This window comes from Stenotrophomonas sp. 59, from assembly GCF_030291095.1.
Lineage (GTDB): Bacteria > Pseudomonadota > Gammaproteobacteria > Xanthomonadales > Xanthomonadaceae > Stenotrophomonas > Stenotrophomonas maltophilia_Q.
The window spans coordinates 1,609,548-1,623,582 of the sequence record NZ_CP127408.1 but is presented as its reverse complement, the minus strand read 5'-3'; the positions used below and the strand labels follow the sequence as shown (position 1 = coordinate 1,623,582).

The 14,035-nt window shown below is 63.1% G+C and carries 14 protein-coding genes, 5 tRNA genes and 2 pseudogenes; 5 read left to right on the top strand and 16 right to left on the bottom strand.

Going from position 1 to position 14,035, the window contains the following annotated elements; all coding sequences use genetic code 11:
* Positions 1-489: 489 nt before the first annotated feature.
* Positions 490-991 (bottom strand): annotated as a pseudogene (locus QP552_RS07460) (hypothetical protein).
* Between the two features lie 235 nt (positions 992-1,226).
* On the opposite strand from QP552_RS07460, the gene QP552_RS07455 reads away from it, so the two are divergent.
* On the top strand, positions 1,227-1,790 hold the full coding sequence (locus QP552_RS07455; RefSeq protein ID WP_286075462.1) for a hypothetical protein: 564 nt from the start codon (positions 1,227-1,229) through the stop codon (positions 1,788-1,790).
* Between the two features lie 2 nt (positions 1,791-1,792).
* On the opposite strand, the gene QP552_RS07450 is transcribed toward QP552_RS07455, so the two are convergent.
* On the bottom strand, positions 1,793-2,005 hold the full coding sequence (locus QP552_RS07450; protein ID WP_286075461.1) for a hypothetical protein: 213 nt from the start codon (positions 2,003-2,005) through the stop codon (positions 1,793-1,795).
* Between the two features lie 62 nt (positions 2,006-2,067).
* On the opposite strand from QP552_RS07450, the gene QP552_RS07445 reads away from it, so the two are divergent.
* On the top strand, positions 2,068-2,931 hold the full coding sequence (locus tag QP552_RS07445; protein ID WP_286075460.1) for a hypothetical protein: 864 nt from the start codon (positions 2,068-2,070) through the stop codon (positions 2,929-2,931).
* Here QP552_RS07445 and QP552_RS07440 read toward each other — a convergent pair whose 3' ends face one another.
* From QP552_RS07440 to QP552_RS07415, 6 genes are all read right to left on the bottom strand, one after another.
* Positions 2,932-3,165: a hypothetical protein gene (locus QP552_RS07440; protein WP_286075459.1), complete on the bottom strand. Its 234-nt coding sequence runs from the start codon at positions 3,163-3,165 to the stop codon at positions 2,932-2,934.
* Between the two features lie 57 nt (positions 3,166-3,222).
* A complete protein-coding gene (locus tag QP552_RS07435) occupies positions 3,223-3,804 on the bottom strand; it encodes a hypothetical protein (RefSeq protein WP_286075458.1) in 582 nt (193 codons plus the stop codon).
* A 175-nt stretch (positions 3,805-3,979) separates the two neighbouring features.
* Positions 3,980-4,885 carry a DUF4760 domain-containing protein gene (locus QP552_RS07430; RefSeq protein ID WP_286075457.1) on the bottom strand — a complete coding sequence of 302 codons (906 nt, stop codon included), beginning with the start codon at positions 4,883-4,885 and terminating at the stop codon, positions 3,980-3,982.
* Positions 4,886-5,359: 474 nt separating this feature from the next.
* Positions 5,360-5,433 (bottom strand) — tRNA-Cys (locus QP552_RS07425).
* 66 nt (positions 5,434-5,499) lie between these two features.
* A tRNA-Gly gene (locus QP552_RS07420) sits at positions 5,500-5,575 on the bottom strand.
* Between the two features lie 142 nt (positions 5,576-5,717).
* Positions 5,718-5,793: transfer RNA gene (locus tag QP552_RS07415), tRNA-Gly, on the bottom strand.
* Positions 5,794-5,923: 130 nt separating this feature from the next.
* On the opposite strand from QP552_RS07415, the gene QP552_RS07410 reads away from it, so the two are divergent.
* Together QP552_RS07410 and QP552_RS07405 are read left to right on the top strand one after the other, a co-directional pair.
* Positions 5,924-6,325, top strand: a complete 402-nt coding sequence (locus tag QP552_RS07410) for a hypothetical protein (RefSeq protein ID WP_111112245.1) — start codon at positions 5,924-5,926, stop codon at positions 6,323-6,325.
* Complete coding sequence (locus QP552_RS07405) at positions 6,318-6,767, top strand: hypothetical protein (protein WP_111112244.1); 450 nt, start codon at positions 6,318-6,320, stop codon at positions 6,765-6,767. The genes QP552_RS07410 and QP552_RS07405 overlap by 8 nt, the downstream gene beginning before the upstream one ends.
* Before the next feature lie 2 nt (positions 6,768-6,769).
* On the opposite strand, the gene QP552_RS07400 is transcribed toward QP552_RS07405, so the two are convergent.
* Genes QP552_RS07400 through QP552_RS07385 form a run of 4 tightly spaced genes read right to left on the bottom strand, consistent with a single transcriptional unit; the run spans position 6,770 to position 11,025 of the window.
* Positions 6,770-7,690, bottom strand: a complete 921-nt coding sequence (locus tag QP552_RS07400) for an HlyD family efflux transporter periplasmic adaptor subunit (RefSeq protein ID WP_286075455.1) — start codon at positions 7,688-7,690, stop codon at positions 6,770-6,772.
* A complete protein-coding gene (locus QP552_RS07395) occupies positions 7,687-8,415 on the bottom strand; it encodes an ABC transporter ATP-binding protein (protein ID WP_111112242.1) in 729 nt (242 codons plus the stop codon). The genes QP552_RS07400 and QP552_RS07395 overlap by 4 nt, the downstream gene beginning before the upstream one ends.
* A 10-nt stretch (positions 8,416-8,425) precedes the next feature.
* On the bottom strand, positions 8,426-9,565 hold the full coding sequence (locus QP552_RS07390) for an ABC transporter permease (RefSeq protein WP_286075454.1): 1,140 nt from the start codon (positions 9,563-9,565) through the stop codon (positions 8,426-8,428).
* Positions 9,562-11,025: an efflux transporter outer membrane subunit gene (locus QP552_RS07385; protein ID WP_286075453.1), complete on the bottom strand. Its 1,464-nt coding sequence runs from the start codon at positions 11,023-11,025 to the stop codon at positions 9,562-9,564. The genes QP552_RS07390 and QP552_RS07385 overlap by 4 nt, the downstream gene beginning before the upstream one ends.
* A 29-nt stretch (positions 11,026-11,054) precedes the next feature.
* Here QP552_RS07385 and QP552_RS07380 point away from each other — a divergent pair, with 29 nt between their 5' ends.
* Positions 11,055-11,564 (top strand): hypothetical protein, encoded by a 510-nt coding sequence (locus QP552_RS07380; RefSeq protein WP_286075452.1) that lies wholly within the window; start codon positions 11,055-11,057, stop codon positions 11,562-11,564.
* 67 nt (positions 11,565-11,631) lie between these two features.
* Here the strand turns inward: QP552_RS07380 and QP552_RS07375 are convergent.
* The 4 genes and pseudogenes from QP552_RS07375 to pgsA form a co-directional block, all read right to left on the bottom strand.
* A tRNA-Gly gene (locus tag QP552_RS07375) sits at positions 11,632-11,707 on the bottom strand.
* 114 nt (positions 11,708-11,821) lie between these two features.
* Positions 11,822-12,928 (bottom strand): annotated as a pseudogene (locus tag QP552_RS20975) (NAD(P)/FAD-dependent oxidoreductase).
* A 138-nt stretch (positions 12,929-13,066) separates the two neighbouring features.
* Positions 13,067-13,142: transfer RNA gene (locus tag QP552_RS07360), tRNA-Gly, on the bottom strand.
* A gap of 266 nt (positions 13,143-13,408) precedes the next feature.
* The gene (gene pgsA, locus QP552_RS07355) at positions 13,409-14,035 is read right to left on the bottom strand and encodes a CDP-diacylglycerol--glycerol-3-phosphate 3-phosphatidyltransferase (RefSeq protein ID WP_012510614.1); all 627 of its coding nucleotides are present in this window, start codon (positions 14,033-14,035) and stop codon (positions 13,409-13,411) included.

Below are 14,035 nucleotides of genomic sequence, written 5' to 3'. Positions count from 1 at the left end.
ACCACACCAAGAATCAATAGCATGGAACGCCGCATTTTACGGACGCATAGCCCGGCGCCGAGGCTTTTTCTACGAGAGGCTCACATTTTAGGGAGGTAGGATGACCCCTAGCCGGCTCGCCGAGCAGCATCAGTCATTCGACGGCGGCGCGACAAGCTGGATGGATTCGTCTTCCAGTCGCCGGGCCAATAAGTTCTACCGCTCCGCCTCGATTCGCCGGCTGCGCAACTCGTCGAAGCGCTTTTCCCGCCGCGCATCAGCCGCATCGCGACGGCGCTGCCGTTCCATTAAGAAGTCAGACACCGCCTTAAGGGCCCATCCGAGGGCACGCCCACCAGGGCGCCCCAGGCAACGCCCCCAAAAGCACCGGGAGGGCTCCCGGCGGTAGAAGCTGCACCGAACATCAGAACCCAATCCATGCGTCGCACCGGCAGCATTGGCTGAACGACAATGCTACTTCACGCGCCTCGCATCATGGCGGCATGTTGACTATCGATGACGCAGCTGCCGCAGGCCTTCCCTCAACCATTCCTTGCGCGCGTCCCTCGGGCGGGGCTTCGCCTCTGGCGACGGCTTACGTGGTTCGAGTGCTGCCTTGATCCGCTCAATCTCCTTCGCTCCAGCCCCGGCCAGGCGCCGGGCCTGTTGCTGCTGCTCGCGGGTTGGCGGCAGGCCGGTCAGAGGCGGCGATGGCTGGATCGACGTGCTGTGCTGTCGGTCAGCCGAGCGACGGCGTCACGAAGGGGCAGATCGGGATATAGCTTGGCGGCGCACCAGCGCTCTGCATAGCGCTTCGCCTGCCGGACGTTGGCGGCTCGCGCTTCCTTGGCGTGCCACATCTTCTGGCCTTCCATCCACAGGCGCACGCCGGGGCTGCCGTCTGGAGTGACGGTAGCCGTCTCGCGGCCGTTGTACCAGAGCGTCCGGCGCACACCAGTCTGGACCCAGCCAGAGGGGATGGGGCGGTGCGGAACACGTGGGAGGACTGCATGGCCGGAAGGATACGACCGGCCGTCGCAGATCCTGCGAACGCGGCAGCGACCTGGCTGAATCGTTCGGAATGAGTGCCGGCGCGGCGCTGCTCACGCGCCCCCGGGTTGAGCTGCCTGCGGCCGCGGGTCCGACAGAGTCAGATAGCACATACGCCTCTCATGCAAGAACTACTTAGAATGCGGTCCCATGGACCTGCCCGAACCGCAGAGTACAAAACACCATAGGGGACCGTAGTGAAAGGACAAAAGGGCGGATTCGCCAGAGAGATTGCCATAGCGGGCGCTGGCGGATTGGTGACGACCGCTTGCACTACTGCCATCGTTTGGCTCAGCCCCCGCGCGCAAGAGTACCTGACACGCCCCTCCCTATTCCTGATCTGGGAAGTGTTCGGCTTCATGGCAGTAATGTTGATCCTCGGGACCATTCTTGGCCTCTCGATTGGCTATCACAGGGGGCAAGTGAGCGTAGAGCAAGATGCGCCAAAGTTAGCCCCTCTAGCCAAGGCAGCAGCGACGGTCCCCGCATCGTTCGAGCCGACACCGCTACAGGTACTCTGCATTCGGGCCCTGCGCATTGCCGACAACAAGTACCAATCCCTGGCAATGATCTCAGCCTTGTTGGCCAGGATGGGACACGCCACACCCCTTTCGGACATTGAGCAGTCTCTGGAGGGCCTGATCGATCAATCCTGGGTTTCCAACATAGCCAATCCGTCGAAAGGGGTATGGGAGTACAGATTGGTTGGCGAAGGAACTGCATACGCACGTGATAGAGGATTTCCGGTCTCTGGCATGTGACATCAAGGTCGAACAGCGCCGGCCCGAAGTCGGCCGGAGCGCTGGTGCTGCCATAGCAAACCGGCCTGGCTGTTATCCCAGCTCTTGATGATCAATTCCCCGAACTTCTTCCCTCCCCCCTCCTGCCCGCCGCCGATGGTGTAGTCGAGCTGCAGCGGCACCAAGTCGAAGCCAGCAACCATCTCACCGGTCACTGATGATCGCCGATTACTCATCTGATAAACCACAGGTGGACGTTAAAGTTTTAGTGATATCGGCCGCTGGCCTGTGAACGAACATGGACGAGGATCAACAAGGAATGAACAAGCCAATAGTCAACAGGCCTCTTCGCCGCCGCGCGCAGAAGCGCAATGTGCTCGGCATCATCACGACAGTGGCCGGACTAGCATTTTTGTCTTGGGCATACAAACAGTGGCGACTTGGAGTATCAGCTGCGCCGCAAAGTTCTCGCCCCCAGCCGGAGCCGGTGCAAACGCACACCGTGGACAGCTCAAGCAAGGCCGGCCCATTGCTGCCCCCCATGCCTGAACTAGGGCGTTCTCTAACAGACTTTCTGGGCACCGCCTTTGCTTCATACGTTTCAGTAGGAGTTGCGGCCGGGCTTCTCATAGTTGCCGAACTTTTCCTCCGAAAAGATATGGCTAAAGTGGCTTCACAAGCCTTGGCCGGGCTCTCCTCAGTGCCCTTGATGGCTGTCTCAGTCGCACTCATCTCGGCCAGCTCACTTTTGCTTATTGCCATAACAGCTGCACTCCCGCTGACCTGCGCCAAAGGTGCAGCCTTCCTCAATAAGTCGTTCAAAGAGGTAGTTACTTTCTCGACACAGCTTCCCTTCGCAATAGCGGGAGTCGCTTTGGCGGCAGCCGTCAAACGAACTGTCACTTTCGGCGACGCAGCCCCCCTCTACTATCATCTTTGGCTAGTTGGCATCTGCGCCGGAATAGCAATGCTGGAGAGAATTCTCGCCCACTTGGTAGACCGAATATGCCGCGCCCCTAAAGAAGTTAACCAACGGATAGGCACAGTCGCTATTGCATTGATAGCATTCGGCCTCTTGCTGATAGCCGCGATCAAGGTCATTGACTGGGGACACGTCACTGAACAGGAGAAAATCTGCCCAAAGATCGACGCAAGAGCATGACTAAATCTTGATCTCAATCACCGGAAGGTTGGGAGCCGCCTCGACCAAGCGACCACCGCGAACCCAGACGTTGTATGGGATGGCCTGTTGCAGCTGGCCGAACGCTCGCATCTGTACATCGTCATACGTCGTGAGCGTGCTGGTGCCATCGCTGTTGTGCGCGGTGACGATCGCCAGCAATCGAGGGTTGCTGCTGACCAGTTCGCCAAATTGATCCCAAAGGTCAGTCCGCATCGCTGTAGTGCATTTCAAGGGTTACGGTCTGCTCGATCACAGCTGCCTGCTGATCGATCACAACATCAACGCGCAGCGCCTCGCACTGACCATGCCATCTCCCCGCAGCGCCAACGACCTCCACCAAGTCCAACGGCATGATAGGACCGACCTCAACTGGCCTAAGCGGCTTGGGAAACAGCGGCATGGTGAGGTCGACAGCGGCTTGCTCACCGCGATCACTGAGGATGTTCCGACCGCGCTCGGCGCCGGCAGAAGCCGCAATGGATTCATTGGCAGCGCGCCGTGCGCAGCCAGCCAGTCCAGGGCGCGCGACAGGGCACCCACGTAGTGACGGATTGTCGAAGGCGCGAGGTTCTGCTCACGCTTCATGGTGGTGACCCACTCGGTCGCCCACGTAAAAGTCAGCTGCGGCAAGGTGATGCCGATTGGCAGCCGCGAGAGCAGGACGGGCAGCTGCTGCTCGTCATCGACCGAGATGTGCTGCGCGCTCCGATACTCGCTGACCTGGCTGCGTAAATCCTTCGCGGCTGCCTTGGTGTTGGCCAGCTCCTCCGGTACCACCCCACGGTCGAGCAGCGCTTCGAGGTGGCGCACGTACTCGTCGCCCTCTGCCTCCGAGGTGAAGCTCAGATACACAGGCTGAGGCAGCAGGCCTGCTCGCTTGATCGTGTACTACCAGGAGTCGCCCCGGCGTCGCTTAGTCGCCATGTAGTATCGGCCGAATTCAAGTGTCAAGATACATTAGCGCTAACCGGCCACACCATTCGTTTCTTATCTGGATGATCTGATGACCAGATCATCGGGGAAGTGACTAAGCTTTTTTCGTATCCTCGAGCTTACGTCGCTCAGCCTCGTTCTTTCGCTCCCATCGATCTACCAACGGCGTCAAGCCGGTAAAAACGAGCACTGCAACCGTCCCTTTTGTACGCTCATAGGCAATGATCTTTTCCGCACGCCTATAGATGGACGGCACAACCCCCCCTAGGGAATCGTAGAGCAGCCCCTCATCCAGGTCGTTCTTCGCAATGGCGACAGCCATGACCTCGTAAAAATTCAGCATGTATCGAAGCGCCAACTGCGCTTTGACGCGCCCAATCCGATCCCGGAGAAGCGCCAGCTCTTCATAGGGTGCAGTCGGCCACTTCCTCGCTTCTGCAGCCGCAAGTTGATCCTCTAGCGACTTAAGATGAATACGATCATCAACCCTGCCCGGAGCAGTATCGACCTCGACAATCCCAGAGCCATGAGGGAAATAGCGCTGAATCAGCTCGGACCGATCAATGAACTCCTTGTTGGTGCGAGTCTGCATCAGCAAGTTGAAGGCATTGTTGGTTCTATGAGCTTTGGCCGTGGCCTGGAAATGGACATACCACCCTATGCCCGCAGCCCAGACAGCCGCAATGACAGGCGGAATATTGAGGATCTTTGAGACGGCTTCTCCCTCATCCAATGCATTTGGAAAGAGAAGGAAAAAGGTGACGTACATCAGCGTTACTGTGAAACCAAGCAGTACGGCCGACCAGAAGCAGACCTGCCCGATGCTCCCTGGACCATGATCCGCACATCGCCTGACGGCCATCGCAGAAATGACGAGGAAGACAAAGCCACCCAATCCTACAATGAATGGCTTAAGCGCCAAGTAGGTTGGCTGACTACCAATTTCCAGCCCAGTACACAGCGCAAACGTGAGAGCGAGCGCAACGTAACCAACGGCCATTGGCCGGCTAACGTGCGCCCATACGGTGTTCGGATTCCTTTCCAGCATGACCTTCCCCTGTAGAGGTCGTAGATGTAAGAAGGGCCCCAATCGGGGCCCTTTGCGCTTACCAGTCGCCGGTCGTCTGTCCGATAACTCTCATGGCAGTCTCCCTTGCTTTGCTCAAAGGGCCTTCTATCAGCTGCCGGGCAGCCCTTGGTTACCCGGTAAGCGAATGCTCGCATTCCCGGTACCGAGCTGACAAGTCCCCTTCCAGCACCTGAAGGGCAGCATTCATCGCAATCAGCGTTCCGTTAAACCATCTAAAGAATTCCGTGAGTCCAACTGCCGTAAACGCACTTCACACATGTTTACGCGGGTTTGCCACCCGAAAACGGGTGGCAGACCGATGACTTCATGGCCGAGTCGGGGTGTTCTGCGGCCTGCCACCAAACGCCAGACAAAGAAAAACCCCTGATAAATCAGGGGTTTATTTGGAGGCCTCAAGCGGAATCGAACCGCTGTAAACGGATTTGCAATCCGGTGCATAGCCACTCTGCCATGAGGCCAACGTACTGCGCGCCAGGAACGCAGCCCTGACAAGACAAAACCCCAAGATGGGGCCTGTCGGAACATGGAGCGGGAAACGAGACTCGAACTCGCGACCTCAACCTTGGCAAGGTTGCGCTCTACCAACTGAGCTATTCCCGCGTAAGCCGACATGCTACCGGAAATCCGGAAAACACACCAGCGATTTCACCTTTCTGACTGCGCGTAAAGCCTTGTGGCCCAACGTGCCCCGCCTTGCCGTGGCGGGAGAAAAACAAGGCCCCTACCGGGGCCCTGTAGAATCTGGAGCGGGAAACGAGACTCGAACTCGCGACCTCAACCTTGGCAAGGTTGCGCTCTACCAACTGAGCTATTCCCGCAGATTCCGTTCGACCTGCGTCGAAGGAGCGCTATTGTGTCCAAATTCCTTCACGCCGTCAACAGTCTTCACATCATGCGGTCACGGGCGTCCGCGCTGGGGTACGCTGCCCCGCCCGGCCCCGTTCGCCCATGCTCCTTCGCGGCACGCCCCTGTTGATCGCCCTGCTGCTGCATCTGCTGGTGGCCCTGCTGTACTGGGCACTGATGCCGATGGGAATGAACTGGTATCGCGACCATTTCGGCTTTGCTTCACATCGTGACGTCGGCCTGGGCATCGCCCAGTTCTATCTGTTCTGGATGTTCATTGGCGCCCAGCCGCTGATCGCCGTGCTGCGGCCGCTCTTCGCCAAGCTGCTGGTGCTGGCGATTCCCCTGGCGTTCGCGAGCTGGACACTGATGCACAACCACCCGCTGCGCCTGTTGTACTTCACCGTCGGGCCCGGTTTGCTGGCACTGGCCGCGATCGTCATATCCGCGTGGCATGCATCACGCAACCACCTGCCCCCCACCACGGACACCGCCGATGCCTAGACGCTACGTCCGCCTGTTCTGGCTGCTGGTCGCGCTGACCTGGCTGGCGCTGATCGCCGCGCTGGTCAATGCCGGCTTCACTCCGGACTATTGGCTGCTGCATCGCTTGGAAGGCGCCGAGCTGCCCTACCCGACCAGCACCGTCATCGTGTTCGCACTGCTGGGAACGGTCGAGCTGGTGGTGGCCGCCTTGATCGTGCGGCCCTGGAAACTGAAGCGGCTGTGGTTGCGCCTGCTGATCGCCTTCGCGCTGCTGCTGGCGTGGTCGGTGCCGTGGATGCTCTCGGCAATGCACCAGCCGCCGGTACATGGCACCCACCTGCTGTGGTTATTGCTGCTGGATGTGGGCCTGCTGCTGGCGCTATGCCTTGTCTCGGTGGTGAGCGCATGGCGCACGCTCCGGCATCGCAGGGCCCATGAACCAGCCCCGCCACCGGGCTGAAGTTACTTCCGGAACTCCACGCGCACGTGCTGGCCGAAGCGCGCCTTGGCCTCGCCATCGAACTCCAGCACGCACTCCACCACCTTGGCTACGCCACGGCCTGCGTCTTCAGGCAGGCGGGCCTGCGCGAACACCGGGCTGATGCGCACCACGCGTGCCGGCGGCAGCGTGCCGGTGTTCTCGGCACCATCGCTGTCCGGCACCACGGTGGCCTGCATGCCTACCTGCACCGCGTCGGCGTAGGCGGCACTGAGTTCGGCACGCACCTGCAGCGGGCGCGCCGGCAACAACGAGATCGCCGGCTTGCCCGCCTGCACGAAGGCACCGAGGCCCGGCACCTGGCCGACCACGGTACCGGCTTCCGGCGCGCTCAGCGACATCTGCTGCAGTTTCAGCCTGGCGTGCTCCAGCTTGTGCTGGGCCATATCGACCTGCGCACCGGCAACGTCGACATCGGCACGTACGCCGGCCAGCTGCTGCTTGGCCGCATCGGCCTGCTGGTTCGAGGTCACGCCTTCGCTGGCGCCCGTGGACAGGCGGGTGGCGTTGCGCTCCAGCTCGCGCAGCTGCGCCTGGCTGCCCTTCAGGCGGTCATTGGCCAACGCCAGGTCGGCGGTGGCCATTGCCACTTCCTGCTGCAACAGGGCGCCATCCAGCGACAGCAGCAGCTGCCCCTTCTTCACCACGGCGCCTTCCTTCACCGGCGCAGCGGTGATCGAGCCATCCACCGGCGGCGCCAGTGCGATCAGCCCGCCTTCGACGTCGATGATGCCCCGCGCCACGGCGACCTTGCCGGCGACGGCAGTTCCCGCCTTGCCTGAGGGGGCCGATGCGGGGGTGGGCGCTTCCCTGGAACAGGCACCGAGCAGCAATGCCGCGGACAGGGCCAGGCTGAGGGGAAGCAGGTGCGACGTCTTGGTCATGGGGCGGACTCTACAGTTTCGTTCTGGCGGCGGTCATCACGGACCATGCCGTCTTCCATGGCGATCACCCGATCGGCATGCCGGATCAGGCGCGGATCGTGGCTCACGCACAGCACGGTGGCGCCATGCGCACGTGCGTAGCGATGCAGGATGTCGATCACGCGCTGGCCGTTCTCGGCATCCAGCGCGCTGGTGGGTTCGTCGGCGAAGATCAGCGTCGGCGACTTGGCAAACGCGCGGGCGACAGCAACGCGCTGCTTCTCACCACCGGACAGCTGCGCCGGGCGCATGTGGCTGCGATGGCTGAGGCCGACTTCTTCCAGCGCACGGCGCGCCAGCGGTTCGCTTTCGCGATTGCTCATGCCGCGGTAGCCCAGTGGCAGCTGCACCTGCTCCAGCGCGGTCAGTGCCGGGAACAGGTTGAAGCCCTGGAACACGAAACCGACATGGTGCAGGCGGAAACGCTCCACTTCGCTGCGGCTCATGTGGCCCACATCCTGGCCGAGTGCATGCACGCGACCACCATCGGGTGCGGACAGGCCGGACAGCAGCGACAACAGCGTACTCTTGCCGCAGCCGGACGGGCCGGATACCAGGGTCAGTTCGCCGGGATAGATGTCCAGCGACAGGCCACGCAGCACCGGCACCTGCACATCGCCGGACATGAAGCCCTTTTCCAGTGCGTCGGCCTGCAACGTGGGGGCGACGGCATGTTTGGAGGTCATCGGCCGTTCCTCAACGCAGCAGCAACGATGGATCGGAACGGACCACACTGCGGACCGCCATGATGCTCGACAGCATGGCCATCACCGCAACCAGCGCCACGCAACCGAGGATCACCATCGGCGTCAGCTGCACCGGCACGCGCTGGGTCTGCGCGATCAACAGCACCACCGTGCTGAAGGCTGCCGCCAGCAACATGCCCACGCCGCCGATCAGCAAGGCCTGCTCGAACACGACGCGCGCCAGCGCATAGCGACCCGCACCGAGTGCATTGAGCGTGGCGTACTCGCGTACCGATCCGGCCACCACCGACGCGAACGACTGGTTGGTGATCACCGCACCGACGAAGCAGACGATGACCGCCATGAACAACACCGCGATACCTGCGCCAGTATCGAACAACCAGTACTGCTGCGAGCGGCTGGCGAATTCCGGTGCGGTCCAGAACTCGACCGGTGTGGCCTGGCCCATCGACGCCGCAAGGCGGTCACGCACGCGATCGGCCAGTTCCGGCGAGCGCAGGCGCGCCACGAAATAGGTGCTGCCCTCATGCGGGTCGGTGCCGGCGATGGCGCGCGCGGTGTCGAGCGAGGCCAGCACGTTTACGCCACCCAGGCCACGCAGGCCCGGCTGCGCGGCAACCACACGCACCGCCTTGCCGTTGATCCACGCGCGGTTGTTCTGCAGGTCCACGCCCAGCGTATCCAGGTCGGCGCTGTCCACGATCACGGCGCCCGGTTCGCGCAGCTGTGCACGCAGATCGGCCGGCAGGATGCGAGCGAACATCATCGCGTCGTCGCGGGTGGAAATGCCGGACAGGTACACCGACACGTTGCCGGTACCCTGCGCGCTGGAACGCCACTCGCCATCGACCCATTCGTAGGGTTCGACGCGGGAGACATCCGGGTCCATGCGCAGGTGGCTTTCGACATCCGCGCTGATCGCATGCCCGTAGTTGACGCTCTGGGTGCCGGGGAAACCGGCCCAGATATCGGCCGAGGATGCCTTCACGTAGATCGCGGCGGTGCCGAAGATGCCCAGTACCAGGGCGGCCTGCACGATCAACAGCACGCCGGCGAAGCACATCGCCAGCACCACCGGCAGGAACCGGCGCCACTCGTAGGCCAGGGTCTTGCGGGCCAGCGCGATCATTGCACCTCGCCCTCAGCCTCGACCGGCAGCGGTGCGCCGCCAAGGGCACGGTACAGCGACGCAAAGGCCAGCACGCGTGCGCCCTGCGCACCGATCAGATCAGCCTGCGAGGCCAGCGCGGTACGCTGCGCATCGAGGCCATCGAACTCGCTGGACAGGCCCAGCTGCACCTGCCGCGCCTGGCGCTTGACCTGCTGCCCGGCGGCATCATTGGCCGCACGCAGCGACTGGATGCTGCTGTCCTGCCGCGCCAGGCTACCCAGCGCGCCTTCCACTTCACTCACGCCCTCCAGCACTGCCTTGCGATAGCCGAGCAGCGCGGCATCCAGCTGCTTCTCATCGGCATGGAAGCGCGCACGGCGCTGGCCCCAGTCCCACAGCGGAATATCGATGTACGGACCGATCGAGGGGCTGGAATCGGAATTGGAGCGTGCGTTCTGGGTGAGGTTGTAGGCGTACAGGATCGAGCCGCCGAGGCTGACCCGCGGATACATTGCCGCGCGCGCGGAGCCCTTGCTGGCCGCGGCCTGCATCACCTCGGATTCGGCCAGCAGGATCTGTGGCCGGTGGCGCAGCAGATCCGCAGGAACCTGCTGCAGCGAGAACGTGCCCAGCTTCGGCGGCGTTCGGTACGCGCGCCAGGCTGGATCCGGCCCATCGCGGCCGAGCAGCAATGCCAGCGCGCGGGCCGCGTTGTCAGCGTTTTCCCGAGCCTGTGCGATGGCGGCGCGGGTGGCGGCCTGGCGTGCACGCAGGCGGTCCAGCTCGCCCGGCTCGTCCAGGCGCAGGCGCTGGCGGACCAGAGCCAGCTGCTCGCCGCGGTCATCCACGGCCTGTTGCCGGGCCAGCAGGTCCTGCTGGGCCTGCGCCACGGTAAGGTCCAGATAGCTGCGCACCACGTCGGCAATCACCGCCACCTGCGCGGCATTGCGCAGCGCCTCGGCATTGCCGGCCGAGGCCTGCGCGCTGAGCTGCGCGCTCTCGGCGGCGCCGAACAGGCCCAGGTCCCAGATCGCTTCGATGCCGGCATGGAAATAGGTATCGACCGCAGCAGCGTCCTGCACCTGCTTGGCGCTGGCCGAGATTTCCGGCAGGAAGCGCGAGTCCGAGGTGCCGGCGACGATCCGCACGGCCTGCAGCCGCAGCGTGGCCTGCTGCAGGTCGAGGTTACCGGCGATGGCCTGGTCCACCAGGCCGTCCAGCGCCGGGTCGGCCAGTACCTTCCACCACTGCTTGGCATCCACCGCCACGCCCTGCCCCTGCGGCACCTGGGTCCAGGCGCTGGGTGTGCGATCAGGCAGGTCCGGGACGGACACCGACATGCAGCCAGCCAGAGCCAGGCTTGCCAGCAACGCGCCGGGGCGCAGCACTGCCTGCAGGGAAAATCCGCGCCCGGTCCTGGGCACTGCCACTGGAGTGATACGCCTGACCACCAGCCCGCCAACGTGTAGAAGGAGCATGAAGGCTACCGTGCGATTGTGGAGCGAACATGGAGAAATGGTCCGAAAAAGGTCACAACACGCGTGCGGTTCAGGCAACGATGCCGTTGGCCTTTCACTACGCTTTCAATGCGTTCTCAACACGGAACACTGGACGGCTTTCACGGCGTATTGCACATTGCGGCACTGCTTTGCTTCGACGCTGCCCGACCGTGAAACGTCCCCACAGCTGGCTGTTGATTGGCTCGATCACGACAGCGACTGTCGGCGTGATCGTGCTCGTTCTGACCACCCCGCTGGTCTCGAACGCCATGCTGCTCCTGATGGAGCGCAGCAACTTCATCCCCGGTGAATCCTCGATCTTCACCTTCGAGCCGTATGCCCTCAACCAGGGCTCCTCGAACTACTGGGTGTACGGCAGGGACCGGACCTACTACTACCACTTCACCTACGAAGATGACGTTCCCTACGTCTACATCCCGCGGGACAACCGCTGCCCCGCTTTCGACCCCCAGGACGCCAGGACCTGGTGCAGCGCCCTGCCCGGCAAGGCACGCTAGCGCGGCAGCGGTGCAACCGGTGTGACAAACGAAAAACGCCCCCTTGCGGGAGCGTTTTTCTTGAATCTGGAGCGGGAAACGAGACTCGAACTCGCGACCTCAACCTTGGCAAGGTTGCGCTCTACCAACTGAGCTATTCCCGCAGATTTCGTTCGACCTGCGTCGAAGGAGCGCTATTGTGTCGATATTGCTGCACGGCGTCAACAGGAATTTTCACCGCGGCGAGAGGACGGCGTTCAGGCCCCTGCCTGCTCTCTTCACGTGCGCAGGCCACGGCGGTGGAAGTAGACCTGCTCGGCGATGCGCCGCGTGGCCGCCGCGTGCAGCAGCGCGTTGAGCGGCCAGTCGGCCTGCAGATGATCCATCGCCCAACGCAGCAGGCGCTTGCCATGGAATGCCGGCGCTACCTGCCGCGCCACGCGTTCCGCCTCCGGCCCTTGCCCACGCAGATGGCGGGCAATCGCCTCGCCGACTGCCCAGCCGTGTCGCCATGAGGAGTGGATGCCACCGGCGGACAGCGGCGAGACGATGCCCGCTGCGTCGCCGGTCAGGATCAGGCGGTGGCCAGCGGTGGGGCCATCCGGTCGGCCGCAGGGCACCAGGCCGGCGCGAGTGGCCGAGGGACGCGCCGAAGGCGGAATGCCGACCACGTCGCGCACGTGATCGAGGAAACCATCGATATCCGGCGGCCGCGCCTGTTGCCGGTCATGACGCAACGCCAACCCGACCTGCAGGCCGGTTGGATTCTGCGCGACCCAGCCGATGTAACCCGGCGCGTAGCGCTTGCTGACGAAGCAATGCAGCGCATCGCCCTGCGTCACCTGCAGGCCGGCGAACTCACGTTCAACACCGTAGAGGTTGTCACGCACCTGGCCGAGCCCGGTGCGCTGTGCCACGCGTGAGCGTGCACCATCGGCACCGACCAGATACGCGCAGCGGCCTGCCCCGTCCACCTACCAGCCATCAACACTGCGATGGGCGGCGGAGAAGGACTGCTGCAGGCGCAGGTCGACACCATTGGCGATCAGTTCACTGGTCAGCCAGCGCATCAGGTTGGGCGTATCGGTGGTGAGGAAGTAATAGCCCGGCGCGGCCAGCAACACGCTGCGCAGGTTAGGCGCATACAGGCGCACGTTCGCGACCCGCTGCACCAGATGCTCGGGCATGCGTCCCAGCCAGGTCTGCTCCATCGCTTCTTTCACCACGATGCCCGTTGTGTGCAGGCGTTCGCCGGGGTCGGCCTTGCGTTCAAGCACGCACACACGCAGGCCGTACTGGGCGGCCGCCAAGGCGCAGGCGGCACCGGCGAAGCTGGCGCCGACAATGACCACATCGTGGTCGTAGGCGGAGGGCGTGTGGGGCATTGCTGCATCGTCCAGGAGGAACACAGATGCAGCTTCGAACGGGGGCGTGGTGAGGCGAAGAAGTGGCGGTGAAGTGGGGATGAAGCGCGCACTATGCAAACGAAAAACGCTCCCTTGCGGGAGCGTTTCTCTTGAATCTGGAGCGGGAAACGAGACTCGAACTCGCGACCTCAACCTTGGCAAGGTTGCGCTCTACCAACTGAGCTATTCCCGCTTGGGAGGCGAAATTCTACCTATTCTGGGAATGGCGTCAAGTGCTTTTTTCAGGGTCTGCGAGGCGCCTTGCACCGCGTATCCACGCATGGCGTGGATCTACCACGGCGTCCCCGCAAACCGATTGATCCGCATCCTCCGTGGATGCAGCATTTCCAGTAGATCCACGCCATGCGTGGATGGGGCATCACCGTAGATCCGTCCAGCGCGTCGCGCAGATCGACGCCATGCGTGGATAGGCGCATCGATGGGGTCAGACCCCGGTGCTCAGTTGCCCAGCTTCTTCTGCCGTGCACGCTCGCGTGCCGCGCGCTCGTCATCGCGCAGGCTCGGCCAGGCGGCGTGCAGGTACTGCAGGCCCGACCACAGGGTCAGTACCGCAGCAATCGCCAAAGTCCAGTCACCGATGTGGAACACCGGCCAGCCCATCCAGATGTCTTCCACCGGCACGTTCGGCGCCACCGAATACAGCAGGCACAGCAGCGCGACCATCTGCGCGGTGGTCTTGACCTTGCCGATCATCGCCACGCGCACCTTGGCGCGCTGGCCCAGTTCGGCCATCCATTCGCGCAGCGCCGACACCGCGATCTCACGACCCACGATCACCGCCGCCCAGAACGCCATCCACGGCGTCGGGTGGCCCTGCACGATCAGGAACAGCGCCACCGCCACCATCAGCTTGTCCGCGACCGGGTCGAGGAAGGCACCGAAGGCCGACTCCAGCTGGTAGCGGCGGGCGATCCAGCCATCGAGCCAGTCGGTGATCGCGGCCAGGCCGAAGATCGCTGCCGAAGCGAAGTTGGTCCAGGTGTAGGGCAGGTAGAACACCAGCACCAGCACCGGGATCATCACGATCCGCAACAACGTCAGCCAGGTGGGCAGGGTCAACTTCAT

Bases quoted from the DNA above. Each gene is read 5' to 3' on its own strand.
- QP552_RS07450 (WP_286075461.1), bottom strand. From the start codon at position 2,005: ATGAGTAATCGGCGATCATCAGTGACCGGTGAGATGGTTGCTGGCTTC.
- QP552_RS07445 (WP_286075460.1), top strand. From the start codon at position 2,068: ATGGACGAGGATCAACAAGGAATGAACAAGCCAATAGTCAACAGGCCT.
- QP552_RS07440 (WP_286075459.1), bottom strand. From the start codon at position 3,165: ATGCGGACTGACCTTTGGGATCAATTTGGCGAACTGGTCAGCAGCAAC.
- QP552_RS07430 (WP_286075457.1), bottom strand. From the start codon at position 4,885: ATGGCCGTTGGTTACGTTGCGCTCGCTCTCACGTTTGCGCTGTGTACT.
- QP552_RS07410 (WP_111112245.1), top strand. From the start codon at position 5,924: ATGCTCCTTCGCGGCACGCCCCTGTTGATCGCCCTGCTGCTGCATCTG.
- QP552_RS07405 (WP_111112244.1), top strand. From the start codon at position 6,318: ATGCCTAGACGCTACGTCCGCCTGTTCTGGCTGCTGGTCGCGCTGACC.
- QP552_RS07400 (WP_286075455.1), bottom strand. From the start codon at position 7,690: ATGACCAAGACGTCGCACCTGCTTCCCCTCAGCCTGGCCCTGTCCGCG.
- QP552_RS07395 (WP_111112242.1), bottom strand. From the start codon at position 8,415: ATGACCTCCAAACATGCCGTCGCCCCCACGTTGCAGGCCGACGCACTG.
- QP552_RS07390 (WP_286075454.1), bottom strand. From the start codon at position 9,565: ATGATCGCGCTGGCCCGCAAGACCCTGGCCTACGAGTGGCGCCGGTTC.
- QP552_RS07385 (WP_286075453.1), bottom strand. From the start codon at position 11,025: ATGCTCCTTCTACACGTTGGCGGGCTGGTGGTCAGGCGTATCACTCCA.
- QP552_RS07380 (WP_286075452.1), top strand. From the start codon at position 11,055: ATGGAGAAATGGTCCGAAAAAGGTCACAACACGCGTGCGGTTCAGGCA.
- pgsA (WP_012510614.1), bottom strand. From the start codon at position 14,035: ATGAAGTTGACCCTGCCCACCTGGCTGACGTTGTTGCGGATCGTGATG.